Source organism: Alteromonas gracilis, from assembly GCF_002993325.1.
Lineage (GTDB): Bacteria > Pseudomonadota > Gammaproteobacteria > Enterobacterales > Alteromonadaceae > Alteromonas > Alteromonas gracilis.
Genome location: NZ_PVNO01000031.1, coordinates 220,480 through 243,811, shown reverse-complemented (window position 1 = coordinate 243,811; position 23,332 = coordinate 220,480). Strand labels below are relative to the sequence as shown.

The 23,332-nt window shown below is 44.8% G+C and carries 25 protein-coding genes; 17 read left to right on the top strand and 8 right to left on the bottom strand.

What is annotated here, in order from left to right:
- Positions 1 to 18 precede the first annotated feature (18 nt).
- The 4 genes from ppiC to C6Y39_RS17725 form a co-directional block, all read right to left on the bottom strand.
- Complete coding sequence (gene ppiC / locus C6Y39_RS17740) at positions 19 to 300, bottom strand: peptidylprolyl isomerase PpiC (protein WP_105932544.1); 282 nt, start codon at positions 298 to 300, stop codon at positions 19 to 21.
- A 406-nt stretch (positions 301 to 706) separates the two neighbouring features.
- On the bottom strand, positions 707 to 2,344 hold the full coding sequence (gene groL / locus C6Y39_RS17735) for a chaperonin GroEL (RefSeq protein WP_105932543.1): 1,638 nt from the start codon (positions 2,342 to 2,344) through the stop codon (positions 707 to 709).
- 40 nt (positions 2,345 to 2,384) lie between these two features.
- Complete coding sequence (locus C6Y39_RS17730) at positions 2,385 to 2,675, bottom strand: co-chaperone GroES (RefSeq protein ID WP_012520088.1); 291 nt, start codon at positions 2,673 to 2,675, stop codon at positions 2,385 to 2,387.
- Positions 2,676 to 2,980: 305 nt separating this feature from the next.
- Entirely contained in the window at positions 2,981 to 3,496 is a 516-nt protein-coding gene (locus tag C6Y39_RS17725) for an FxsA family protein (protein ID WP_105932542.1), read from the bottom strand.
- 211 nt (positions 3,497 to 3,707) lie between these two features.
- On the opposite strand from C6Y39_RS17725, the gene cutA reads away from it, so the two are divergent.
- The 10 genes from cutA (at position 3,708) to C6Y39_RS17680 (ending at position 11,714) form a co-directional block, all read left to right on the top strand.
- Positions 3,708 to 4,022 (top strand): divalent-cation tolerance protein CutA, encoded by a 315-nt coding sequence (gene cutA / locus C6Y39_RS17720; RefSeq protein WP_105932541.1) that lies wholly within the window; start codon positions 3,708 to 3,710, stop codon positions 4,020 to 4,022.
- 36 nt (positions 4,023 to 4,058) lie between these two features.
- On the top strand, positions 4,059 to 5,960 hold the full coding sequence (locus C6Y39_RS17715; RefSeq protein WP_105932540.1) for a protein-disulfide reductase DsbD: 1,902 nt from the start codon (positions 4,059 to 4,061) through the stop codon (positions 5,958 to 5,960).
- A complete protein-coding gene (locus tag C6Y39_RS17710) occupies positions 5,926 to 6,831 on the top strand; it encodes a M23 family metallopeptidase (protein WP_105932539.1) in 906 nt (301 codons plus the stop codon). The genes C6Y39_RS17715 and C6Y39_RS17710 overlap by 35 nt, the downstream gene beginning before the upstream one ends.
- A 247-nt stretch (positions 6,832 to 7,078) precedes the next feature.
- Positions 7,079 to 7,519, top strand: coding sequence for a type II 3-dehydroquinate dehydratase (aroQ, locus tag C6Y39_RS17705; protein ID WP_105932538.1), 441 nt, complete (start codon positions 7,079 to 7,081; stop codon positions 7,517 to 7,519).
- Positions 7,520 to 7,533: 14 nt separating this feature from the next.
- Positions 7,534 to 7,998 carry an acetyl-CoA carboxylase biotin carboxyl carrier protein gene (gene accB / locus C6Y39_RS17700; protein ID WP_014951276.1) on the top strand — a complete coding sequence of 155 codons (465 nt, stop codon included), beginning with the start codon at positions 7,534 to 7,536 and terminating at the stop codon, positions 7,996 to 7,998.
- Positions 7,999 to 8,012: 14 nt separating this feature from the next.
- Positions 8,013 to 9,356: an acetyl-CoA carboxylase biotin carboxylase subunit gene (gene accC / locus C6Y39_RS17695; RefSeq protein WP_105932537.1), complete on the top strand. Its 1,344-nt coding sequence runs from the start codon at positions 8,013 to 8,015 to the stop codon at positions 9,354 to 9,356.
- Positions 9,357 to 9,383: 27 nt separating this feature from the next.
- Positions 9,384 to 9,602, top strand: coding sequence for a hypothetical protein (locus C6Y39_RS17690; protein WP_105932536.1), 219 nt, complete (start codon positions 9,384 to 9,386; stop codon positions 9,600 to 9,602).
- Positions 9,603 to 9,687: 85 nt separating this feature from the next.
- Positions 9,688 to 9,813, top strand: coding sequence for a hypothetical protein (locus C6Y39_RS19010; RefSeq protein WP_276309306.1), 126 nt, complete (start codon positions 9,688 to 9,690; stop codon positions 9,811 to 9,813).
- 257 nt (positions 9,814 to 10,070) lie between these two features.
- Positions 10,071 to 11,015 (top strand): hypothetical protein, encoded by a 945-nt coding sequence (locus tag C6Y39_RS17685; protein WP_105932535.1) that lies wholly within the window; start codon positions 10,071 to 10,073, stop codon positions 11,013 to 11,015.
- 258 nt (positions 11,016 to 11,273) lie between these two features.
- Positions 11,274 to 11,714, top strand: coding sequence for a hypothetical protein (locus C6Y39_RS17680; RefSeq protein WP_105932720.1), 441 nt, complete (start codon positions 11,274 to 11,276; stop codon positions 11,712 to 11,714).
- Between the two features lie 84 nt (positions 11,715 to 11,798).
- On the opposite strand, the gene C6Y39_RS17675 is transcribed toward C6Y39_RS17680, so the two are convergent.
- A complete protein-coding gene (locus tag C6Y39_RS17675; protein ID WP_105932719.1) occupies positions 11,799 to 12,062 on the bottom strand; it encodes a TIGR03643 family protein in 264 nt (87 codons plus the stop codon).
- Positions 12,063 to 12,155: 93 nt separating this feature from the next.
- Positions 12,156 to 14,303 (bottom strand): exonuclease domain-containing protein, encoded by a 2,148-nt coding sequence (locus tag C6Y39_RS17670; RefSeq protein ID WP_105932534.1) that lies wholly within the window; start codon positions 14,301 to 14,303, stop codon positions 12,156 to 12,158.
- 530 nt (positions 14,304 to 14,833) lie between these two features.
- Between C6Y39_RS17670 and C6Y39_RS17660 the strand changes: the two genes are divergently transcribed.
- From C6Y39_RS17660 to C6Y39_RS17650, 3 genes are all read left to right on the top strand, one after another.
- Positions 14,834 to 15,025, top strand: a complete 192-nt coding sequence (locus C6Y39_RS17660; RefSeq protein WP_105932532.1) for a zinc ribbon domain-containing protein — start codon at positions 14,834 to 14,836, stop codon at positions 15,023 to 15,025.
- Complete coding sequence (locus tag C6Y39_RS17655; protein WP_105932531.1) at positions 15,018 to 15,647, top strand: flavin reductase family protein; 630 nt, start codon at positions 15,018 to 15,020, stop codon at positions 15,645 to 15,647. The genes C6Y39_RS17660 and C6Y39_RS17655 overlap by 8 nt, the downstream gene beginning before the upstream one ends.
- A gap of 211 nt (positions 15,648 to 15,858) precedes the next feature.
- The gene (locus C6Y39_RS17650) at positions 15,859 to 16,152 is read left to right on the top strand and encodes a high-potential iron-sulfur protein (protein WP_105932530.1); all 294 of its coding nucleotides are present in this window, start codon (positions 15,859 to 15,861) and stop codon (positions 16,150 to 16,152) included.
- Between the two features lie 76 nt (positions 16,153 to 16,228).
- Here C6Y39_RS17650 and C6Y39_RS17645 read toward each other — a convergent pair whose 3' ends face one another.
- Together C6Y39_RS17645 and C6Y39_RS17640 are read right to left on the bottom strand one after the other, a co-directional pair.
- A complete protein-coding gene (locus C6Y39_RS17645) occupies positions 16,229 to 17,863 on the bottom strand; it encodes an amidase (RefSeq protein WP_105932529.1) in 1,635 nt (544 codons plus the stop codon).
- 138 nt (positions 17,864 to 18,001) lie between these two features.
- Positions 18,002 to 18,760, bottom strand: coding sequence for a substrate-binding periplasmic protein (locus C6Y39_RS17640; protein ID WP_105932528.1), 759 nt, complete (start codon positions 18,758 to 18,760; stop codon positions 18,002 to 18,004).
- 226 nt (positions 18,761 to 18,986) lie between these two features.
- Here C6Y39_RS17640 and prmA point away from each other — a divergent pair, with 226 nt between their 5' ends.
- The 4 genes from prmA to purH all read left to right on the top strand — a co-directional run bounded on the left by prmA (position 18,987) and on the right by purH (position 23,214).
- Complete coding sequence (gene prmA / locus C6Y39_RS17635; RefSeq protein WP_105932527.1) at positions 18,987 to 19,865, top strand: 50S ribosomal protein L11 methyltransferase; 879 nt, start codon at positions 18,987 to 18,989, stop codon at positions 19,863 to 19,865.
- 346 nt (positions 19,866 to 20,211) lie between these two features.
- Positions 20,212 to 21,210, top strand: coding sequence for a tRNA dihydrouridine synthase DusB (dusB, locus tag C6Y39_RS17630; protein ID WP_105932526.1), 999 nt, complete (start codon positions 20,212 to 20,214; stop codon positions 21,208 to 21,210).
- A 30-nt stretch (positions 21,211 to 21,240) separates the two neighbouring features.
- The gene (gene fis / locus C6Y39_RS17625) at positions 21,241 to 21,534 is read left to right on the top strand and encodes a DNA-binding transcriptional regulator Fis (RefSeq protein ID WP_012520109.1); all 294 of its coding nucleotides are present in this window, start codon (positions 21,241 to 21,243) and stop codon (positions 21,532 to 21,534) included.
- 81 nt (positions 21,535 to 21,615) lie between these two features.
- On the top strand, positions 21,616 to 23,214 hold the full coding sequence (purH, locus tag C6Y39_RS17620) for a bifunctional phosphoribosylaminoimidazolecarboxamide formyltransferase/IMP cyclohydrolase (protein ID WP_105932525.1): 1,599 nt from the start codon (positions 21,616 to 21,618) through the stop codon (positions 23,212 to 23,214).
- Positions 23,215 to 23,332 lie beyond the last annotated feature (118 nt).

Sequence of the window (23,332 nt, the reverse complement as noted above, 5' to 3'; positions counted from 1 at the left end):
GTTTTCTATGTAGAAGCGTTAGTTACTACGATAAAGCGTTTTAATCAGGTGATACCCGAAGCGTGTTTTCACCGGCCCATGTACTTTTAGCACGTCTTTTTTGAATACCACATCGTCGAAGGCTTTCACCATTTGGCCTCGACGAAACTCACCAAGGTCGCCCCCACGCTTGCCTGACGGACATTTGGAATGGCGCTTCGCCAACATCGCAAAGTCCTTGCCTTTTTTAAGCTGCTCTAAAATAGAAAGCGCTTCTTTCTCTGTTTTAACCAAAATGTGAAGTGCGGATGCCGTTGCCATGACTGGGACCTAATGAGTATCGTAGTTTTTTGGAATTAAATCGTGCTTGTTAAGTATACCCCAGTAAACCACTCACGTTCTATTCGTGAATGATACGTATCGATACGACATGTAAAAGCTAGGTGAGTAGGATTGATAAAGAGAACAGAAAGGTCTTAGCTAGTATTCAAACTAGCTAAGACCTAGAATTTCTTAATCAGAACGACTCCCACTCGCTTGAAGCGGGCATACCAGGTTTAAGCGAATGCTTTTTGTCTACCAGATTCAGGTGACCAAGTGCTTTACTCTCTACTTCCCTATCATGTCTAAATTAAGACTTAGCCTATAAACTTTTGCGGAGCAATAGATACAAAAAAGCGCAGCTCTAAGAGCTGCGCTTTTCGTTTAAGCGTTAAGCTTGGGGGGATTACATCATGCCGCCCATTCCGCCCATGCCGCCCATATCAGGCATTGCTGGTCCGTCATCTTTAGGTAGTTCAGCTACCATTGCTTCAGTTGTGATCATTAGTGAAGCAATTGAAGATGCGAACTGAAGTGCAGAGCGCGTTACTTTAGTTGGGTCAAGGATACCCATCTCTAGCATGTCGCCGTAAGTGTCGTTGCCTGCGTTGTAACCGTAGTTACCTTCGCCGTTCTTCACTGCGTTAACTACTACAGATGCTTCTGCACCTGAGTTGATAGAGATTTGACGTAGAGGCGCTTCCATTGCACGTAGTGCAAGCTTAATACCTACGGTTTGGTCTTCGTTGTCGCCAGTAAGGTCAGCAAGTTTAGCTGCCGCACGAACTAGTGCTACACCACCACCAGGTACCACACCTTCTTCAACCGCTGCGCGAGTTGCATGTAGTGCATCTTCTACGCGGTCTTTCTTCTCTTTCATTTCAACTTCAGTTGCTGCACCAACTTTAATTACTGCAACACCGCCTGAAAGCTTAGCTAGACGCTCTTGAAGCTTCTCTTTGTCGTAGTCAGACGAAGACTCTTCAATTTGACCTTTGATTTGAGCACAACGGCCTTCAATCGCTTCTTGGTCGCCGTTACCGTCAACAACAGTTGTGTTGTCTTTGTTGATAACTACGCGCTTAGCAGTACCTAGGTCTTCAAGCTGAACTTTTTCAAGGTCTAGACCAATCTCTTCAGAGATTACTGTACCGCCAGTTAGGATAGCGATGTCTTGAAGCATTGCTTTACGACGGTCACCAAAACCAGGTGCTTTAACCGCTGCAACTTTAACAATACCGCGCATGTTGTTAACTACTAGTGTAGCTAGCGCTTCGCCTTCAACATCTTCAGCGATGATCATTAGCGGCTTACCAGCTTTCGCTACGCCTTCAAGGGTAGGAAGTAGTTCGCGGATGTTAGAAATCTTCTTGTCAACCAATAGGATGAACGGGTTGTCTAGTTCAACAGTACCGTTTTCTTGATTGTTAATGAAGTAAGGAGACAGGTAACCGCGGTCGAACTGCATACCTTCAACAACGTCTAGTTCGTTTTGAAGTGCCTGACCTTCTTCTACGGTGATAACACCTTCTTTACCCACTTTTTCCATTGCTTGTGCAATGATGTCGCCCACTTCTGAATCAGAGTTTGCAGAGATAGTACCTACTTGAGCGATAGACTTGCTGTCTGCACAGTCAGTAGAAAGGGCTTTTAGCTCTTCAACTGCGGCAATAACTGCTTTGTCGATACCGCGCTTAAGATCCATTGGGTTCATACCCGCTGCAACACTCTTAAGACCTTCAGTTACGATTGCTTGCGCTAATACAGTTGCAGTAGTAGTACCGTCACCCGCTTCGTCGTTCGCTTTAGACGCTACTTCTTTAACCATCTGCGCGCCCATATTCTCAAACTTGTCTTCAAGTTCGATTTCTTTCGCTACAGATACACCATCTTTAGTGATGGTTGGAGCACCAAATGACTTGTCTAGAACAACGTTACGGCCTTTCGGACCTAGTGTTACTTTTACTGCGTTCGCTAGAATGTTTACGCCTTTTAGCATTTTACTGCGAGCGTCATCACCAAAACGTACTTCTTTAGCTGCCATGATTAAATTCCTCTAAAATTCGTTTTAACGTTAGTTGTAATTACTCAACAATCGCTAGAATGTCGCTTTCGCTTAGGATAAGTACTTCTTCACCATCCAGCTTTTCTGTTTTTACGCCGTAACCGTCGTTGAAAATAACGGTGTCGCCAACTTTAACGTCTAGCGCTTTTACTTCACCGTTCTCAAGGATGCGACCGTTACCTACTGCGATTACTTCACCGCGTGTAGATTTTTCTGCTGCAGAACCAGTCAGAACGATACCGCCTGCAGATTTGCTTTCTTGCTCTGCGCGCTTAAGGATTACGCGGTCGTGTAAAGGACGAATTGCCATTTTCAAGTCTCCTGAAAATTCCACTATTCAAAGTTATGTAGTTACCAACACCCAGACTGTCTGAATGTTGTGTGCTTGGGTTGCTCATTGCTGAGCAGTTAAAATCGTTTCTGCACGGATAGATGGGGTAGTACCCAGATAACTTCAAGGGTTTTTAAGCAAAAAAATGTAAAAAAATTGGTTTTTTCGCTAAATATTTATTTTTCTTAGAAGATTTTACTTGGAAGGCAAAATATAAACGCCGTTTATTCTGCTAAACGGCGTACAAGTGAAAATGAGTCAAACACGTTGGCAGTAAGAAAAGCTTATTTCAATCGTTTATCAGGGTCGTTAGTGGTGTGATCGGTGTATTCGCCTTCGATGATATCGTCACCGCTTTGACCTTGTCCGGGTCTCTCGCCAAACGGACTCTGACCAAAAGGTGATTGGCCTTGCCCAAAACCAGGCCCCATGCCTGGCGTAACGACGCGCATTTTCATGTGCTTGCTAACTTGTGCCGCAAAGAAATGACGGGAGCCCGGCATGGCTAACAAGAAACCAAAAATATCCGTTATAAATCCCGGCGTAACTAATAAAATACCGGCGACAACAAGCATAAGACCTTCAACGAGTTCCTTTCCAGGCACTTCGTTTCGCTGCATTTTTTCTTGTGCAGTCTGCAACGTACTTACACCTTCGCGTTTAACAAAGTACGCACCGATAAATGCTGATAAAATAACCAAGCCTACGGTATTCCAACCGCCAATCACGCTTCCCACATTAATCAGCAGCGCAATCTCTAAAATAGGTAATAGGGCAAACAATAAAAATAAAACCCGCAAAACTTTTCCTCTTTCATGTATTCATAACCCGTTATAGTGACTTTGTACGTAATAACAAGAAAAGGTGCCCATCATTTCGCTTAAATAGTCACTTAAAGCGACCGATTGCGACCGTGATATACTTTGTTTGTGAAAGAATGAAGGCCCTATTTAGGTCTGTTTAGTTACGCCATAACGACCACGTAAAATATGCATATAGGTAGAAGATGCCATGACAATTAAGCTTGTATTGTGCACTGCACCAGATGAGACGACGGCACAGTTAATTGCTCGCGCACTTGTTGAAGAAAAACTCGCCGCCTGCGTAAATATTATTAAGGGGATCGAGTCAGTGTATGAATGGCAGGGAAAGATAGAAAGCGACAGGGAATGCCAGCTTCTCATCAAAACCAACACACAAAATGTTCTTCAGGCATTTGATAGGGTAAGCGAACTTCATCCCTACGATGTTCCTGAGTGGTTAGAACTTAATGCCGAAGCAAGCAGCGCTTACGGCCATTGGTTACAAACCACGTTGCAACGTTAACTGAACAAAAATAATCAAAAAGAAAAATAGAGAATAATGAAATTTGACCTTATGACTACGTTTCTCATGCCAACCAATCTGCCAGTAGCGCCACTGTACCGCCGGTTTACCGCACATGTCATCTTAGTGCTTTGTTTCATGTCGATGTTCAGTGCAGTTTCTTTTGCGCAGGTACCCAGTGCATTCGATGATCCCTTTGCAGACGAACCACAGTTTTTAGACGTAGAACAAGCGTTTGCTTTCGACTTTAATCAAAAAGAAAACACGTTAAGGCTTACCTTCGATATTGCAGACGGCTATTATCTGTACCGAAAGCAATTCAAGTTCGTGGCTAAAGAAGCTGAAATTGGCGAGCCCGCTTTCCCAAGCGGGGTAATGATTGAAGATGAGTTTTTCGGCGAATCTGAGGTATTTTACGACGGCGTATCTATTACTTTGCCTATCGAATCGGCGGGCAGTGACGGCGTAGTTAAAGTTCGGTATCAGGGCTGCGCTGACGCCGGGCTTTGTTACCCACCAACGGTTAAAGTCGTATACCTAAATGAAGTAGGACGCAGCGCGCCGGCTAGTATAGATGCGGCGTCGGGATCAAATAACACATCAACCTCTTCGCAAAGCGAGCAGTTTGACCTAGCCCAACAGCTTATCGATAAAGATAATATTGCCCTTACTCTTGCTTTATTTTTCGCTCTAGGTGTAGGACTGGCTTTTACCCCTTGTGTGTTTCCTATGTACCCCATTGTCTCGGGTATCGTTATTGGTCGGGGCAAACCTAAAACCGCATCGCATTCGTTCTGGTTAACCTTTGTTTACGTTCAGGGTATGGCGATCACCTACTCATTGCTTGGTTTGGTGGTTGCTGTGGCAGGTGCCCAGTTTCAGGCTGCCTTGCAACACCCTGTGGTGCTGGGTGTGTTCATTGTTCTGTTTGTGGCGCTTGCCGTTGCCTTGTTTGGTGGTTTTGAAATTCAGCTTCCCGCAAAGTATCAAGAAAAGCTAACTCACATGAGTAACAACCAAACACCCGGCAGTTTCGCAGGTGTGTTTGTTATGGGCGTATTGTCTGGCCTTATTGCATCGCCCTGCACTACTGCACCGCTCACCGGTATTTTGTTATTTATTGCTCAAACGGGCGATATGACGCTCGGCTTTATTTCCCTTTACCTGTTAAGTATAGGCATGGGCGTTCCGCTCATTCTCTTTGGTATGACCGGCGGAAAACTGCTTCCAAAAGCGGGTAACTGGATGAATGTGGTCAAAGTAACCTTCGGCTTTATGATGCTGGCGGTGGCTATTGTGTTTATTGAGCGTCTCTACAACAGCCCTGCCACTGGCTTTCTCTGGGGCCTGTTAGGCTTTGGTCTATTTGGTTATTACTGGGCACTTAATCGCGCTAGTAAAAATTCTTTGATGAAGCTACTGCGCGCTGTGTTGGTTGCAGTAGGTATCATGGGCAGCGCAGGTCTTACCTATCAAGCGGGGCTTAACACTGGGTTGTGGGGCGAAAGTACCGACGGTAACCATGTGGGTCACCCAGACTTTGTTATTGCAAGAGATTTAGCGGATTTACGCAATAAAATAGATGCCGCTAACGCCAATGGAAAAACCGTAATGGTTGATCTCTACGCAGACTGGTGTGTGGCCTGTAAGGAATTTGAAAAATACACCTTCCCTGACCAGAAAGTGGTTACAGCGCTTAGCAACACGGTGTGGATGCAAATGGACCTTACCGATAACACACCAGAACGCCAGGAGATTTTCGATACCTTCAACGTCCTTGGTCTACCTACTATTTTATTCTTTGATAAAAATGGTGATGAAATAGAAAAAGCTCGCGTAACCGGGTTTATGAAAGCAAAAGCCTTTGCTAGTCATGCTGATGAATGGCTAAACCAAACACTCGATGACAGTAGCCGTGGGAATATTAGCCCTGACTAAATCATCGGATTTCCCTACAGGAAGCACGGCCCTTATCAATTTTGTTAAGGGTCGCCTCATATGGCTATTCTTAATTGTAATCATTGTTAGTTTTTGTTGTTTGCTCTCCTCGCATGTTTTAGCGAAAACGACAGGCTGTTTTGATAATAAGCGTTTTTGCTTCAAACTCACCCCTTCATCCACTTCCCTTTATCTTGTCTCTGTTCAACGAAAAGTCTCTTTTCCAGTAGCGCTCACGCTGTATTCCGATGAACTGTTACAAATACCGTCTCAAGAAAAGTCACTAAAGTCCCTATTTCATGCCAACGCGTTTTTAAATACAGACAACCCTATACCTTTAGGTGTAATAGAAGAACCTGAAACATTTTGGGAAACCATGCGCGTTAAATGGACGGTGGGGCGAATAGATGCGAAGCATGACGATACTTATACCTATCTTTCTCCCCTGCAGCCTGCCAGTAAATACAGTATTGTTCAGGGTTTCAATGGTACCTTTACCCATTCTGGAGCGTCGAGATTTGCGCTCGACTTTGCCGCGCCTGTGGGCACTCCTGTTCTAGCAGCGCGTGAGGGCGTGGTCATAGACACAAAAGACGATGGCGATAAAGGCGGGCCATCGCCCGAACTTGCTAAATACGCTAATTATGTTGTTGTTCTTCATAGTGACGGTACAACCGGTGAATACTATCATCTTAAGCACAAAGGAGCGGTAGTAACGCGAGGGCAAACCGTGCAGCGGGGACAACTAATCGGCTATACCGGCAACACGGGCTTCTCTTCGTTGCCTCACCTCCACTTCGCTGTTTATGCGGCTAAGTTTCACGGTAAATACGTTAGCGTTCCCTTTTCTCTTGCCGACACCTCTCTCTAACTCGTGTAACCAATACCACTGAATCACACAGCTTGCTGCGGGTTCACGCCCAAAACCACCACTTAAACTTTGCGGCGAAAACACCTGATTAGACCAGTATTTTGCTGCGAAAACTTTATCTATCACTATAATCATCAGTTAACACAATAAATGAGAAAATAAATTGGCGTTTTTTCGTGCAACTGTCACAAAAATTTGTTGAAATGACGAAAACAGTGATTTTTTCCCGAAGATAGCAGCAAACTAGATGAACATTATGTTACTGAACGGCCCTAACTTAAATATGTTAGGCCAACGAGAACCCGAAAAGTACGGCACACAAACCTTGCAAGACATCGTTGATGATTTGCAGGCTCAGGCTGCCTCGAGCGACGTGACCTTAACGCACTTTCAGTCTAACGCAGAGTTTGAACTGATTGAACGCGTGCACGCTGCTATGGGTAAAGTTGATGCCATTATTATTAATCCTGCTGCTTTCACGCACACCAGCGTCGCCCTTCGCGATGCATTGTTGAGTGTCAGTATTCCGTTTATTGAAGTGCATTTGTCGAACGTTCATGCCCGCGAACCGTTTCGTCACCATTCTTATTTTTCTGATGTTGCAGCTGGCGTCATTGTTGGCCTTGGTGCCATGGGTTATTCGCTCGCGCTAACTGCAGCAATCAATTTACCGAAATCGTTAAAATAACGCAGAGACAGAACATGGATATTAGAAAGATTAAAAAACTCATCGAACTAGTGGAAGAATCTGGCATTGCCGAGCTAGAGATCACTGAAGGCGAAGAGTCTGTACGCATCCACCGTGGACCGACAGGTGTTCAAGCGCCAATGAACTACAGTTTTGCAGCGCCTGCTGCACCACAAATGGCTCCTGCTCCAGCAGCGGCAGCCACCACCGCATCAGAAGCGCCAGCAGAGCCTGCACAACCAGAAGGTCACGTTGTTAAGTCTCCTATGGTAGGTACTTTCTACCGTGCATCTTCTCCTACTGCAAAAGCCTTTGCAGAAGTGGGTCAGCAAGTAAAAGTTGGCGACACGCTTTGTATCGTTGAAGCCATGAAGATGATGAACCAAATTGAAGCAGATAAAGCAGGTGTGGTTAAGGCAATCTTGGTGGAAAACCAAGATCCTGTCGAATTCGACCAGCCAATGTTCATCATTGAATAAGCGAGTGCTTAACTATGCTAGATAAAGTACTTATTGCTAACCGTGGTGAGATTGCCCTACGTATTTTGAGAGCCTGTAAAGAACTAGGCATCAAAACCGTAGCCGTGCACTCTACTGCGGATAAAAACTTGAAGCACGTGTTGCTAGCTGATGAATCAATTTGTATTGGTAAAGCATCGGCAACCGAAAGCTACCTTAATATACCGCGCATCATCGCTGCGGCCGAGGTCACAAATTCAATCGCTATTCACCCAGGTTACGGTTTTCTAGCGGAAAACGCAGACTTTGCTGAAGCGGTAGAAAAAAGCGGCTTTATTTTCATTGGCCCTAAACCCGAAACCATTAACCTAATGGGTGACAAAGTTTCTGCTATCAATGCAATGAAAAAAGCAGGGGTACCTTGTGTGCCAGGCTCTGACGGGCCGCTAACAGATGACGTAGAGCGCAACAAAGCCATTGCTAAGCGCATTGGCTACCCTATCATCGTTAAAGCTGCGGGCGGCGGCGGTGGGCGTGGTATGCGCGTGGTTCGCAGCGAAGCTGAACTGATTAAAGCCATTGAAACAACGCAGGCTGAAGCTGGCGCTGCCTTTGGTAACTCAACGGTTTACATGGAAAAATTCCTTGAGAACCCACGTCACGTTGAAATTCAGGTACTAGCCGATGGACAAGGCAACGCCATCCACTTAGGTGAGCGCGACTGTTCAATGCAGCGTCGTCACCAGAAGGTCGTTGAAGAAGCTCCGGCACCAGGTATCTCTGAGCAAATGCGCACCAAAATTGGCGATCGCTGCCGCAGAGCCTGTGTTGAAATTGGCTACCGCGGCGCAGGTACGTTCGAGTTCTTATATGAAAATGGCGAATTCTATTTCATTGAAATGAATACTCGTATTCAGGTAGAGCACCCTGTATCTGAAATGATTACAGGCGTTGATCTCATTAAAGAACAGCTTCGCATTGCTGCTGGTCAGCCACTGTCTATCGACCAGTCGCAAATTCAAATTCGTGGCCACGCCATTGAATGCCGAATTAATGCAGAAGATCCAAAAACCTTCATTCCAAGCCCTGGTCCTATCACCATGTTCCACGCGCCAGGTGGCTTGGGTATTCGCTGGGAGTCGCACATTTACGCGGGCTACCACGTACCGCCTTACTACGACTCTATGATTGGTAAGCTTATCACTTATGGTGAAAGCCGAGACGAAGCAATCGCTCGTATGCGCCACGCACTTGAAGAGATTGTAGTTGAAGGAATTAAAACGAATATCCCGCTTCAACGTGCCATTATGGCTGATGAAAACTTCTTCGCTGGTGGAACCAACATCCACTACCTTGAGAAGAAGCTAGGCCTAGCCTAATCCCCCCTTTGGGCTACACGGTGTTTTTTGTGTAGCCCAATTTTCTTTTCGCTATTCGCTATTCGCTATTCGCTATTCGCTATTCGCTATTCGCTATTCGCTATTCGCTATTCGCTATTCGCTATTCGCTATTCGCTATTCGCTATTCGCTATTCGCTATTCGCTATTCGCTATTCGCTATTCGCTATTCAGCGTCTTCTAATTTTTCGATTAGCACAATCAATTTTTAACGATTTTACTATTTAACACATCAATCTAAACTAGCCACAAGTTTTAAGACATCTCCCTAGGTTTTGAAATTTTGTGTGTTTATACCAATCCGCATAGATAAGTGCCCACTCAGAAGGCGCTGGCAAGTTTCCTAGCGAAGCGTGGGAATGCAGGAATGGCTGCTCCCTTTCAAATTCCCAGAATGAAGCTAGGAAGCTTGCCAGACCTTCCCGAAGGGCGAGTTTAAAATGTCCGTACTCTTTGTTGAGTCACCTTGGTGTAGAACCACTATACCTGCGGTAACACACCGCGATTACGAACATTTTAACTCTCGCTGAGTGGGTAATTATCTATGTGGATTGGTATTACTTTTATTGGAGCCCCACTCCACTTGTGCCGGCATCCCTGCCGGCTTTTTTTATTTTTCATCAATACCAACTCGTTACCCAATTAACAGGATTTAATGTATAAACGTAGATAAATTCACTGCTTAAGAGTCTACGAGTGCGTTTTTTTATATTGCTTATCACACCGCTTTTGTCTTGCCCGTTAACCAATGCTTACGCGAATGGGTTTTCCCCATCTTTTTCACATAAACTTGATGTACAGATACGCTATGACGATCGCTCCAACAGGCCCAGCAGAGAGCAATACCGTTTACGTTACTATCCCTCTATCGCACTCTCGCCATCTCTGTCCGTTCACAGCTTTATTGTTACCGGAGAGGACTTTTCTTCTAGCCACAATACATTCGGTAGCGATACTACAGATTACCTTTATCCGCGTCGTCTATATGTAAGACACAAAAATGACTTTGGTAAGACTGAGTTTGGCGTTATTCCAACCTACAAAGGCAGGGTTTCATCTACAGGACTTTCTAAAGATGGCTGGATAACGGGGGTTCGACACGTCCGACAGCTCAAAGACGATACGGCCATTGAAATAGTGGTGGGGCAATTAGCAAATGCACAGGCGAATGAAGCATTTAATATTGGCGAAGAAGACGATTATTTTGAAATTGAGTACTCGGCAAAAATGGGGCAGCGTCACAGTTATGAAGCAAGTTTTGAAAAAATGCTCAATGGAACGTTTGTACGGGCTGAATATCGCTTTCGAATTAATGATGAAGATACCGCCTTTGTAGAACTTGTTCAGCGGACTGACGAAAGCGCTGCTAAGTTCGTAGTTGGGACAAGTGGTGAGCTTGCAACAGGCTTTCTCAACACTTCTTATCCTATCGAATATTTTGCATATTATTCTTACATAGATAATCGTTTTGGCGAGCGTGCCGAACTCATAGAAGACTTTTTAGGTACAGGCCATGGAGGTTCGTTGGAATTCAGTGGTGTTCTTTCGAAAAAACATGATGTTGAGTGGTTTGTGAGAACAGACATTGTTAATAGCGTAAGCCGACTGTTAGCAGGTATCAAGCTGTCTTTCGAGGGCTGACAGCCAAGCATAACGCCATTCAAAAAAAAGGCCCATCAAACGATGGGCCAAACAGCAAGAACGCGTACACACTTTAACAGTGCATAATAGATTACGGGGGTAGACTGCTAGGAGTTCAGTTGTAATTAATTACTTATTTTTAATTTCAGACGCTTTAAAGTCCTCGGCAGATTTATTAGACTTTAGACTAATAAGAGAGCTTGTTCTGTCTTATTGATGTATCCATTGTTTGACCTGAAGAAATATCAAGGTGTGTTTGTGTCTAGTCGTTATGCCCAATTTAAAGAACAACTACCAATTTCTCGTCTTTCAGATGAAACGCTCCTCGCATTTCGAGTGTTATTTGATGATCCACTCGACATTGTCGACCTCGCTCAAGATATAGCCGACTTAGCTCTCTACCCGGAACGGTTAAATGAGAGCTACCGAAAAGAATGGGAAACCTATGTCATAAAAGCGTTAGCCCTTGAGATAAAGAAACAAGATAACTTAAAGCCTGGAGAGTTTATTGAACTTATGATGACAAAAGTGGAGGACATTCAAAATAACAACGACACCTATTCAAACCTCCTTCGCCAAGTCCACCACGCTAAAAGCATTTTATTATCAGACAACACCATCGTATTTCCAACCCCGTTGCGACAACAGCTCACTGCTTTTCTCTTGCCAATTACTGCAATATCACCGCCCAAGAAGTGACCTAAGAGCTCTTAATTACATGCGCTGATATGCTGTTTAATCCACCACAACCCGAGCGTTGGGTGACGACATGATTGTTGATATTTACTTGTTAGCACCTTTATATTTGTATTGAGAAGGGCAGTAACCTCTATCCACGCCTTCTGGTCGCAAGCTCGCATGTTTTGTCTTTCTACCCGACACTCTCTCACGCCAGTTTTTGAAGGTTTTTTGCTTGAGGTTTTTACGCATGAGCTTTATTACGTCTTTCTCGGGTAGGCCAAACAAACGCTCAATAGCTTCAAATGGGGTGCGGTCTTCCCATGCCATTTCTATAACTCGTGATTCTTGCTCTTCAGTAAGTGCCATCTCAAACATCTCAATAAGTACTTTTAAACTTCAATATTTACTCTATAAGGAACGATTTCGTTCAGTAAAAACCATAAATTCCGTGTTGCTAACTTACTCGCTAACGTTAGCAATAATAGTCTCATCGTCTTTTTCAAACGCTAGCTTTAAAAGCTCTGCAGCTGCTACGGCATCACTCAGTGCACGGTGATGTCGCTCCATTTCGATATGGAAATGTTTGGTCAAGTTGGCTAGCGAATAGGACGGTAGGCCAGGGTAAGTTCGACGCATCTCGCGCACGGTACACATTTTAGGCCTTCTAAACGATTGCTCTAATCGAGCAAACTCTTGTTTAATGAATCCATAATCAAAGTTAACGTTATGTGCAACAAACACAGCATCCTGAGTAAAACTTGCGATATGATCCGCCACTTCAGAAAACAGTGGCGCGTCAGCCACCATGTCGTCTGAAATACCGGTAAGCTTGGTAATATTGCTGGGGATACGGCGCTGAGGATTAAGAAGGGTTTGAAACCTGTCTACCTCCTGTCCAGCCACAAGCTTCACCATGCCTATTTCCGTAATGCGGTTGTAACTGTTATTGCCACCTGTTGTTTCAATGTCTACGACAACATAAGGTTGTTCCGGATCCCGTATCCAATTAACAGTTGTAACGGCTACATCAAACCCCGCTTGCTGCAAACGCTGGATAGACACAAGTTGGTTACGTCGAAGTTGATCGCCAGGGGCCTTTATCTCTTCAAAGCGAAGGGTGTTATCAAACACCATAATGTCGGGGAATCCGTCCCTCAGGTTGGCGAAGTCTTTACACATCATTCGTAGTAAGGTGTAAATTACCTCAAGTGAACCATGCTTTATTAGTGCTTCAATTGGCGTTAGCAAATAGCTTGACCACATAAACAAACTGTTTACTTTGCCATAATGCTGGGTCGCCATTTTATGAAGGTGGAATCGCAACTTTTCTTTAGTATCGAGCTTGCGCAGTAGGTCTTCAATACTAAGTTCAAACTTTGCATAAAAGTTGTTTTGCTTTAGCGAAAGTGGCCTGCGATCAAATTCAGTAACCAGCGTATCCTCTTCGTAAAGCTGCTTCCAAAACGTAAGGCCAAACAAACTACGCCACAACCGATTCTCTGTACGCCAGCCCTCAATTCCTTGCCTTGCGTAGTGGGCTAAAACACCTCGCTCTACCTGCTGGTTTTGACTCACATCAATATCAAGCGTTCGGCTTGCGTTTCTGAGCATGTCAGTCACCGCACTGGTGCGCTTTTTATGATATTTGCGAGCATAAAAATCTTCAGCAAAAGCCAGCAGTGTATCCGACTGGGGATTATCTATGATGTCTTCAAGCACCTGCTTTACGCCATCCTCGTTACCGTCTTTGTAACTTTCCCTTAACCACTTTTCCTTTGCTTTGTCGCTTTGTGCCTGTTGCAGAATACCTAACCCTTTTGGGCGGTCTATTGCCAATAGTTTGAGTCCAAGCGCATAAAGACATTGATCGCGATAAAAACTTGCCGATACGCCTTCTGTTTCTGGAAAGTCTGCCTCTGCGGTTGCAAGCAGCATATCATCGTTATAAAACGCCAACTGACTGTAGTGGTTAGCGTAGAACCATGCTGCTAGAGCGTCTTCCTTGGTATCAAAACGGGCCGTGTCGGTAACTGAATCAGAGCGCGTTCTCATTACGCCAAGATCGCGCATAGAAAATTGATTCAGGCGGCTTTTTGTGTTGCCGAAATAAATAAAAAGCAGAAAACGAAGCGCACTATCAAAGAGACACACTAGATAATTTTCAAGTGATAACTGCTCAGGCCAACCGTGGGTTGAAATGTGCTCTTTCAGCCTTGTAACCAACTTTGGTTTGGTCAATGAAGAAAGACCCTGTGTACTGCCATACTCGGCGAGTAACGCAAGCAGTGCGTCTTTTGTTAATACACCCGCAATATCATTTAACGAAGCATGAGACAGGTCGCCAAACCAACCATTTACCTTTAACCAGTCTATCTGCTCCTGCGGCGTGCTAACTTCGCTGTAATTAAACTGACTTCTATCTATTACCGCGTACTTGCGATTGGCAGCTCTCACCACAATGCATTGCTTGTCGTCATCCAATGCCCTGAAGCGTTCTATAAAGCCAGTAGCTTCATCGCTTAACAGCGCACGGTTTGCTCCCTCGAAGAACCCAAGGAATTCGTGAAAGTGTGTTAGATAATAACGGGGCGGTAAATCTTTTCGCATGGTGCATCTTTGGCTGTGAAATCTTTGGCAGTGTATATTTATACAGCCCATTTAATCAAATTAAATACAGCGCCTACACAAGGTTCTACTTCTCCCATCCGCACTTTATACTCGTACTCTCTGCTTCGCGACCCAACGAAAAAACGTGGCTAGCTGCTCGTCTTCAAGCAAAAGCGGCAAAGTATAAAAGTGTTTAGCTAACGTCATCTCATCATAAAATCGATGGATGCCACTATGACATTGCCTACAAATATAAATACCGGTTTGCAATTCTGATTTGGTGAAATGCTTTTTAAAGAAGTTACGACGGTGCATTTTTCGTGGGATTAAATGATGAAACGTAAGGCGTGTGTCTCTTTTGCAGCAAGGGCATTCGCCTACTTTATTTGTCACTTCTCAACCTTTATATCTGTTATTTTTGGCTTAACCGAATCTTGTCTCTTAGCTTTTGCTTCTTTCAACAATGGGTAAATCCAGTCTTCTTTACATTACGTAACAAACAATAATTGTGATTACGAAGGCGAACTTTTATGAGCTTAACCCGTTCTATGGGCTTTTCATGCCCATACTGTATGGCACCGAACGACGTAGAGATAGATGAAGTCAATGATGTAGGGCAAGTTCAGGTTCTTGATTGCCAAGTGTGCTGCCAGCCTATTGAACTGACGACCTATCAACATGGTGACGACATACAGATTGAGGCTGAAAGAGAGAATGACTAAACAATTTACTCGGACCGATATTGACGCCCTTGCACAGCGATATCGCGCTAATTTAATCAATAGCCTATCTGGGTTTAAGTCGGCCACTCTAGTGGGCACGACCGACGGCAAGACAAACAATCTTGCAATCGTTAGTTCTATTGTCCATGTGGGTGCAAATCCTCCACTAATTGGTATGATCATGCGCCCACATACTGTGACGCGCGATACCCTTGGTAATATAAAACAGCAAGGGTTCTACACATTGAATCACGTTTCCACCGATTGGGTAGACAAGGCGCACCAAACATCAGCGCGCTATGCACCAGATGAAAGCGAATTCGATGCCGTAGGCTTAACGCCTCAATTCAGCGAATCATTTAGTGCCCCTTATGTGGCAGAAAGCGATATTAAAATGGGGCTCAAGGTTGCTCAGCACTTTACCTTACTAAACGAGACTGAAATGGTAATTGGCGAGATTCAAGAACTCTATATGCCAGAAGACATTGTTGACGAAGATGGGTATGTCGACATTGAGCAAGCGAAGACGGCTTGTATTTCAGGTCTAGACAGCTATCACAGTACAAAGCGAATAGCGCAGTTCTCATACGCTAAGCCAGATGTCGCACTAACAAAAAAGTGAACCTACAGTGTCATTGTGTGTCTGACAGACATGGTACTGTGAAGTTTATTTAATCTGGATCAAGCGAAAATTCGAAAATTCAGTCGATCTTTTTTCAAAAAGAGATAGTATCTAGATATGAAACAAAACCTGCCTCTTGGGGCAGGTTTTTGCGTTTAAGGCACTGAATAAAAAAGAATCATTATCGTTTCTATCTCTTAAGGAGAATGTTATGAAATCTGTAAATCGCCGTGACTTCTTAAAGCTATCGGGCTCTGCAGTTATCGGTCTTACGCTAGGCGGTGTTGCGTTACGTGCACAAGCTCAAGAGCAGCTTAGCGCCGACGACCCAACAGCAAAAGCATTAAACTACACACCGTCTTCAACGGTTGAAGGTGCAAAATGTGCTAACTGCATGTACGTGCAGGGCGCCGATGGCGAGCAATACCGCCCTTGTAACATTTTCCCTAACAAACTGGTTAACGCTGACGGCTGGTGTAGCGCTTGGGTGAAAAAGCCTGGTTAATGTTGTATTTTGCAACAAGCGTTTTGAGAAAGTTAAAGCCCTTGATTTGAAATCGAGGGCTTTTTTGTTGAGCAAGTTATAGCGCCGCATTTAGTCCTTTTTCAATTCCCTTGAACTTTGGGTTGTCAAAGCGTGTGGGCAGCAATCCCGGCTTGATATAAAAGCCATGTTTCGCTTCAAATATACGCCCAACTTCAAGCACTTCTTCATCTTGCCACTTACCCCCAATAAAGCTGATGCCAACAGGAAGGTCTTTCACTTGCCCAGCCGGTACCGTCAGATGAGGATAGCCAGCTATTGCCGCTAAATAACCAATACCAATAAAGCCTACCGGAGAGTGGTCTCCATATACGCCATCTATAAGAAAGGATGGGCTATTTGATGGTGCCACGAGTACCTCAACGTTGTGTTTTGCCATCAGTGCATCAATGCCATTTTTGCCCGCAGTATCTTCAATAAGGCTAAGTGCTTTTTTGTATTCGTCGCTTTCAATTGTCGCTGAAGCCAAAGACTTTTCAAAAATGTCCTGATCAAAAAGTGATAGCTCTCGCTCGGTTTTGTTATTGAACGCAATAAGTTCATCAAGGTTCCTTGCAGGTAGCTCTGCCGGAGAGCCTGCTAAATAGTCGTTGATGCTGTGATGGAATTCGCTAAGTAAGACGTTGTAAGAATCGGCCCAGAAAGAATCCGGCTGAGAAAAGTCACTGATATCCACCAAGGTTGCTCCCGATGCTTTAAGCTGCGCTAACGCTTTTTCGTAAACGGCGAGAACGTGTGGATTATCTCCCTGTCTGTACCTTACCACGCCTATTCTCTTACCTTTTAAGTCTGTTGCGAGCATTGAGGAGGAAGGTAGCGTTGGAATATGGGATTGGGCATCTTTTGTTGCGTTATCTTCTTCATCAACGCCTGCCATGATTGCGGTCATCAACCATGCATCGTGCACATTCGCTGTCATTGGCCCTGCCGTATCTTGGCTAAACGAAATCGGCACAATATGCGTTCGAGACAGAAGGCCTACCGTAGGCTTAAAGCCAACCACACCGTTTATCGAAGCTGGGCAGATAATTGAACCGTTAGTTTCAGTTCCTACAGCGAGCGATGCCAAACGAAGTGACATTGCTGCGCCTGAGCCTGACGACGAGCCACACGCGCTTCGCGCTAATATATGAGGATTGCGAGTAAGCCCACCGACGGCGCTCCATCCGCTGATTGAAGACTCTGAACGAAAGTTAGCCCACTCAGACAAGTTGGTTTTACCTAGGACAATGGCTCCAGCAGCTTTTAGCTTCGCCACAATGGGCGCATTGCGACCTGTATTATTGTTAAGAAGCGCCATCGAACCTGCTGTTGTAGGCATTTCATCACTTTCAATATTATCTTTTAACAATACAGGGATACCGGCTAAAGGGCCGAGCGCTTGCTTATTGGCTACTTGCCTATCGACTGCCTGCGCTTCGTTTAATACATTTGGGTTTAACGCAAGAACGCTGTTTACTTGATTGTCTAGCTTTTCAATACGTGATAAATAGCCTTTAACCAGCGCCGCCGACGTAATCTCTCCGCTGGCAATCGCTTGGGCTTGCTGGTAAGCAGGCATGTCCAAGTAACGCTCAAGCGTATTTTCTTGTTGTGCTTCCGAAGGGGTTGAATGAGAAACACAGGCAGAGCAAACAACCACCGTGACCAGTAAATACCACTGCTTCAACATAAATCTTTCCTTAACAGATAATTCCAGTGTCTATGATTACTGCTTTATAAAAGCGGCAAGTTTCAGACGTCAAAGTACAGATAGTTTCATATACCTTGTATCAGAAATAGTTCACTGTCTATACATTAAAATCTGTATTTATGGTGTTGTTGCATGTGGCAGCAGGTGAAGGAGACTCTCGAGTTTGTATTTATCTAGCAGCTGCTGATAACGCCCAGTTTCAATAAACGTGCGAAGCTTATTATTAAACGCCACTCTTAATTCAGGGTCGGGAATAGCTGCACTGTATGGCGAAATAGGAAATAGCTCATGGAAGACGACTTCATCGCCCGAGTAAGCCGTATTATTTGACTTAAAATAGTTGAAAATATTCCTGTCGAGTATAACCACATCTACATGGCCGAGCATCAACATATCAACCTGTCTATCTTGCCTTGCCATCTCCATATATGTGGTCTGGTCCGTAACGATTTGTCGGAATGCTTCACCTAGCACCACATCAGCCGTTTGAAAGGCAATAATGCTTTTGCCACGTAAATCTTCAATACTATTAATTTCAAACTTACTTTCAGCGCGGGTCACCGCAACGTTTTGATAGACAACATAAGGGTCTGACAAGATAGCTGGATCAAGGACGTGAGCTGGATTTTGCGTCAAACCAAGGTCAATCAAGTTATCTTCTAATAATCTTGCTGTTCGCCCAAATGGCACGTAAATAGGCGATAAATCATGCCCCATATCTGCCAAAATAGCGCGCGCTACATCCACTTCAAAGCCAGAGTTCTCTTGTGAAATAACATACGGTGGCTTATTCCACCCTACTACAACGTCAATTTCCTCAGATGAAGCTGAAAAAGGTAATAACCAAAAGCTCAAAACAAGGGAAAAAAAGCGCATAAGGCCTCTGTTAGATTAAAAAACAAACAACCATCGCCTACTATAAGCGTTTCTCTAAATCGCACCAGTCGACAAAAGGTTAATATTTTAATTGCTTTTTTATATTAAAGTAAGGCGGTAACATTCAAACTCACAAGGTTTAATACTGTGGCTTTTCGTTTGTCTTCATTTTGTTTCACGCCAACGAAAGGTACAATACGTACAAAGACCACAACGAATGATAAATATGGCTTGGCTACAACTTCGAATCGACACATCTTCTGAACACGCTGAATCCATTGGCGATATGCTTACCGCTAACGGCTCACAGGCCGTCACATACGTTGATGCGAAAGATACTCCTATGTACGAACCGAAACCCGGTGAGGTACTGCTGTGGCCAGATACACAAGTAGTAGGGTTATTTGAAGCTGATGCCGACATGAAAAGCATCCTAAAGCGATTAGGTAAAGCTAAGGTGTTGGGGGAAAATTTTAAATACAAGCTTGAACCACTTGAAGACAAAGACTGGGAGCGGGAGTGGATGGACAACTTTCACCCTATGCAGTTTGGCGAGCGCTTGTGGATTTGCCCAAGCTGGCGCGATGTTCCAGACCCGAACGCCGTTAATGTCATGCTAGATCCGGGTCTTGCCTTCGGAACAGGAACTCACCCAACTACAGCGCTATGTTTACGCTGGCTAGACGGCATAGATATGACGGGTAAAACCGTCGTCGATTTTGGCTGTGGCTCAGGGATTTTAGCATTGGCTGCATTAAAGCTTGGCGCTACGCGCGTTATCGGTATTGATATCGATCCGCAAGCACTTCAAGCGACAAAAGAAAATGCACGCCGCAACGGTGTTGAAGACCGCTTAGATGTGTATCTTCCTGAAGATCAACCTGAACTTGAAGCTGATGTGGTAATGGCGAATATATTATCGGGCCCTTTATTAGAACTTCAAAGCGTTATCACCGACTACTGCAAATCAGACGGTTTGTTAGTCCTTTCCGGCATTCTTGCTGAACAAGTAACCCGAATAGAAGAAGCTTATTCGAAAGACATAGAACTTGAACCAAGTGCCATTGATGGTGAGTGGGCGAGAGTTTCCGGTAGAAAACGCTAAAGTGACGAATTAACCGGCTAGGCATGCAAAATTTTCTGCTTGCCTAGTGCACAAAGCTGATAAAGAAACGTGCACTGGACGAGTAGCCCTCTAAATAAATGTTAAATTATTTCACAATACAGCCCTTTTAATACGGGGCCTGTAAGACTTTCGTACAATAATTGTGCTAAAAAATAGTGCTAGCTTACTAATGTGACAGTTTTTTTTCACTGTCAATACCAGGAAGTGAAATTTTGTGTGATTTTTAGCCTTTTCAAGCATTGCGAAAACACGTACACTTAGCGCCCCGTTTTAGCCGGGTGTATAATTTCTGTGCAGTTTTAGATGGCGAGCTATACATTTTACGATGCGAATTGGACCTTACGAGTTAGAAAACAATTTGATGTTGGCCCCTATGGCTGGCGTAACAGATAGACCGTTTCGTCAACTCTGTAAGCGCTTGGGCGCTGGGCTTGTTGTTTCTGAGATGCTTTCAAGTAATCCGAAAGTTTGGAATACGGCAAAATCACAAGCGCGCATGAACCATGAGGGTGAAGAAGGCATTCGCTCTGTACAGATTGCTGGGGCTGATCCTGAGCTTATGGCTCAAGCAGCACAATTTAATGTTGAGAACGGTGCGCAAATCATCGATATCAACATGGGTTGTCCTGCCAAGAAGGTCAATAAGAAGCTTGCAGGTTCTGCGTTGCTTCAATACCCAGACACAGTGGAAGCGATTATTAAAGCAGTAGTTAATGCTGTGGACGTACCCGTGACACTGAAAATTCGTACCGGCTGGAACCCAGAAAATCGCAATGGGGTAGACATTGCCCGCATTGCAGAGCAAAACGGCATACAGTCGCTTGCGGTTCACGGCAGAACTCGAGCTTGTATGTATAGAGGGGAAGCAGAATACGACACCATACGTCAGATAAAGGCGGCAATATCAATTCCTGTTATTGCAAATGGTGACATTACTTCTCCAGAGAAAGCACAAGAGGTGCTGAATTACACCGGTGCAGATGGCGTAATGATAGGCCGCGGCGCGCAAGGTAAGCCTTGGATATTCAAACAAATCCAACATTATCTTGAAACGGGCGAGAACCTAGCACCACCGCCGCTGTCAGAGCTGTATAAGCTTTTGCACGAGCATGTAGCCAATGTGCAGGACTTTTATGGTGATATAGCCGGTGTAAGAATTGCCCGAAAGCACGTGGGCTGGTATCTCGCGGAGCACGATACGGATCGTCAGTTTCGTAAAACGTTTAACGCTATCGATGATGCGAATGAGCAACTCGATGCACTAAATGCATATTTTCAAGCGCTGCAGACACGAGAAACCCGACAGATTTCTCCCGCAGCATAGTGATGACTAACTTAAGAGCAACACAGTATTATGTTCGATCAAAACGTGACTTCACCTTTTACTACTACAGTAACTACGCCTTCACAAACGCAAGCGCAAAAGCCTTTGCGTGACTCTGTAAAGCAAGCGGTTAATAAGTACCTTAAGCAACTGGATAACGCAAACATCGACAACCTGTACGAAATGGTACTGGCTGAAGTAGAAGCGCCGCTTCTAGAAGAAGTCATGACTTACACTCGCGGCAATCAAACCCGCGCGGCCATCATGATGGGCATCAACCGTGGCACACTTCGCAAGAAGCTAAAGCAATACGGCATGAACTAAGATTCCAAGGGCTTTGCCCACCAAAGAGCACCAATCGGTGCTCTTTTTGTTTCAACACTACAACATTAGAAACTAAAATTTATGCAAACACCAAAACCCATTAAACGTGCTCTCCTTAGTGTCTCTGATAAAACAGGTATCCTTGATTTCGCGACAGCGCTGCATAACGCTGGCGTTGAACTTCTGTCGACAGGTGGTACCGCAAAACTTTTAGCTGAAGCTGGCTTACCTGTGAAAGAAGTCTCTGATCACACAGGTCATCCAGAAATAATGGCCGGTCGTGTTAAAACCCTTCATCCGAAAATTCACGGCGGTATTCTTGCTCGCCGCGGTGTTGACGAAGCGGTGATGGAAGAAAACAACATAGCGCCTATCGACCTAGTAGTTGTAAACCTCTATCCGTTTGCTGCAACTGTGGCAAATGAAGACTGCACACTTGAAGATGCCATTGAAAATATTGATATCGGTGGCCCTACCATGGTTCGCGCGGCAGCCAAAAACCACAAAGACGTGACTATTGTGGTTAATGCGTCTGACTACTCTCGCGTACTTGCAGAGATGAACGACAACAATGGCTCGCTAACGTATAACACCCGTTTTGATCTTGCCATTAAAGCGTTCGAGCACACGGCTGAATATGACGGCATGATCGCAAACTATTTTGGTGCCCGTTTAGACAGCACTGGTTGTGAAGCAGACTGTGACCACCAGCACAGTGAATTCCCACGTACGTACAACATGCAGCTGACTAAGAAACAAGATCTTCGCTACGGTGAAAACAGCCACCAAGAAGCAGCGTTCTACGTTGAAAACAACATTCAGGAAGCGTCGGTTGCTACAGCGACTCAGCTGCAAGGTAAAGAGCTGTCGTTCAACAACATCGCTGATACCGATGCAGCGCTAGAATGCGTGAAAGAATTCGAAGAGCCAGCATGTGTAATCGTTAAGCACGCTAACCCTTGCGGCGTTGCAATTGGCGACGATATTTTGAGTGCCTATGACCGCGCATTTAAAACTGACCCAACATCAGCATTTGGCGGCATTATTGCGTTTAACCGCGAGCTTGATGCGAAAACAGCACAAGCGATTGTTGACCGTCAATTTGTGGAAGTGATCATTGCACCAACCGTAAGCGACGAAGCGAAAGACGTAGTAAGCGCAAAGAAAAACGTACGTCTTCTTGCGTGTGGCGATTGGGCTGGCCAGCTTACTGAAGGTTATGACTTTAAGCGTGTAAACGGCGGTTTATTAGTACAAGAACGCGACTTCGGCATGGTTGAAATGGAAGACCTAGAAGTTGTGACTAAGCGTAAGCCAAGCGAAGAAGAACTACGCGACCTTATGTTCTGCTGGAAGGTAGCAAAATACGTGAAGTCTAACGCAATTGTTTACTGCAAAGATGGCATGACAGTGGGCGTGGGCGCAGGCCAAATGAGCCGCGTTTACTCTGCAAAGATTGCGGGTATTAAAGCTGCCGACGAGAACCTAGAAGTGGCAGGCTCTGTCATGGCATCTGACGCTTTCTTCCCATTCCGCGACGGCATTGATGCTGCTGCTGAAGCGGGTATTAAAGCGGTCATCCAGCCTGGCGGCTCTATGCGTGATCAAGAAGTGATTGATGCAGCTGACGAACACGATATTGCTATGGTGTTCACGGGCATGCGCCACTTCCGTCACTAATAAGTATTTGCACAACAACTTATAGAGCAGGCTTAGTGAGGGAAACCAACAGCTAAGTTAACCACGCAGTAAAGTGGCATTTTGCTACTTTATTGCGTGTTTGTTGTTTTCCTTTAAT

Coding starts and splice junctions, on each gene's coding strand:
- ppiC (WP_105932544.1), bottom strand. CDS start 300: ATGGCAACGGCATCCGCACTTCACATTTTGGTTAAAACAGAGAAAGAA.
- dusB (WP_105932526.1), top strand. CDS start 20,212: ATGCGAATTGGACCTTACGAGTTAGAAAACAATTTGATGTTGGCCCCT.
- cutA (WP_105932541.1), top strand. CDS start 3,708: ATGACAATTAAGCTTGTATTGTGCACTGCACCAGATGAGACGACGGCA.
- C6Y39_RS17655 (WP_105932531.1), top strand. CDS start 15,018: ATGACTAAACAATTTACTCGGACCGATATTGACGCCCTTGCACAGCGA.
- C6Y39_RS17715 (WP_105932540.1), top strand. CDS start 4,059: ATGAAATTTGACCTTATGACTACGTTTCTCATGCCAACCAATCTGCCA.
- purH (WP_105932525.1), top strand. CDS start 21,616: ATGCAAACACCAAAACCCATTAAACGTGCTCTCCTTAGTGTCTCTGAT.
- fis (WP_012520109.1), top strand. CDS start 21,241: ATGTTCGATCAAAACGTGACTTCACCTTTTACTACTACAGTAACTACG.
- prmA (WP_105932527.1), top strand. CDS start 18,987: ATGGCTTGGCTACAACTTCGAATCGACACATCTTCTGAACACGCTGAA.
- accB (WP_014951276.1), top strand. CDS start 7,534: ATGGATATTAGAAAGATTAAAAAACTCATCGAACTAGTGGAAGAATCT.
- C6Y39_RS17730 (WP_012520088.1), bottom strand. CDS start 2,675: ATGGCAATTCGTCCTTTACACGACCGCGTAATCCTTAAGCGCGCAGAG.
- C6Y39_RS17710 (WP_105932539.1), top strand. CDS start 5,926: ATGACAGTAGCCGTGGGAATATTAGCCCTGACTAAATCATCGGATTTC.
- aroQ (WP_105932538.1), top strand. CDS start 7,079: ATGAACATTATGTTACTGAACGGCCCTAACTTAAATATGTTAGGCCAA.
- C6Y39_RS17650 (WP_105932530.1), top strand. CDS start 15,859: ATGAAATCTGTAAATCGCCGTGACTTCTTAAAGCTATCGGGCTCTGCA.
- C6Y39_RS17645 (WP_105932529.1), bottom strand. CDS start 17,863: ATGTTGAAGCAGTGGTATTTACTGGTCACGGTGGTTGTTTGCTCTGCC.
- C6Y39_RS17660 (WP_105932532.1), top strand. CDS start 14,834: ATGAGCTTAACCCGTTCTATGGGCTTTTCATGCCCATACTGTATGGCA.
- C6Y39_RS17640 (WP_105932528.1), bottom strand. CDS start 18,760: ATGCGCTTTTTTTCCCTTGTTTTGAGCTTTTGGTTATTACCTTTTTCA.
- groL (WP_105932543.1), bottom strand. CDS start 2,344: ATGGCAGCTAAAGAAGTACGTTTTGGTGATGACGCTCGCAGTAAAATG.
- C6Y39_RS17675 (WP_105932719.1), bottom strand. CDS start 12,062: ATGGCACTTACTGAAGAGCAAGAATCACGAGTTATAGAAATGGCATGG.
- C6Y39_RS17670 (WP_105932534.1), bottom strand. CDS start 14,303: ATGCGAAAAGATTTACCGCCCCGTTATTATCTAACACACTTTCACGAA.
- accC (WP_105932537.1), top strand. CDS start 8,013: ATGCTAGATAAAGTACTTATTGCTAACCGTGGTGAGATTGCCCTACGT.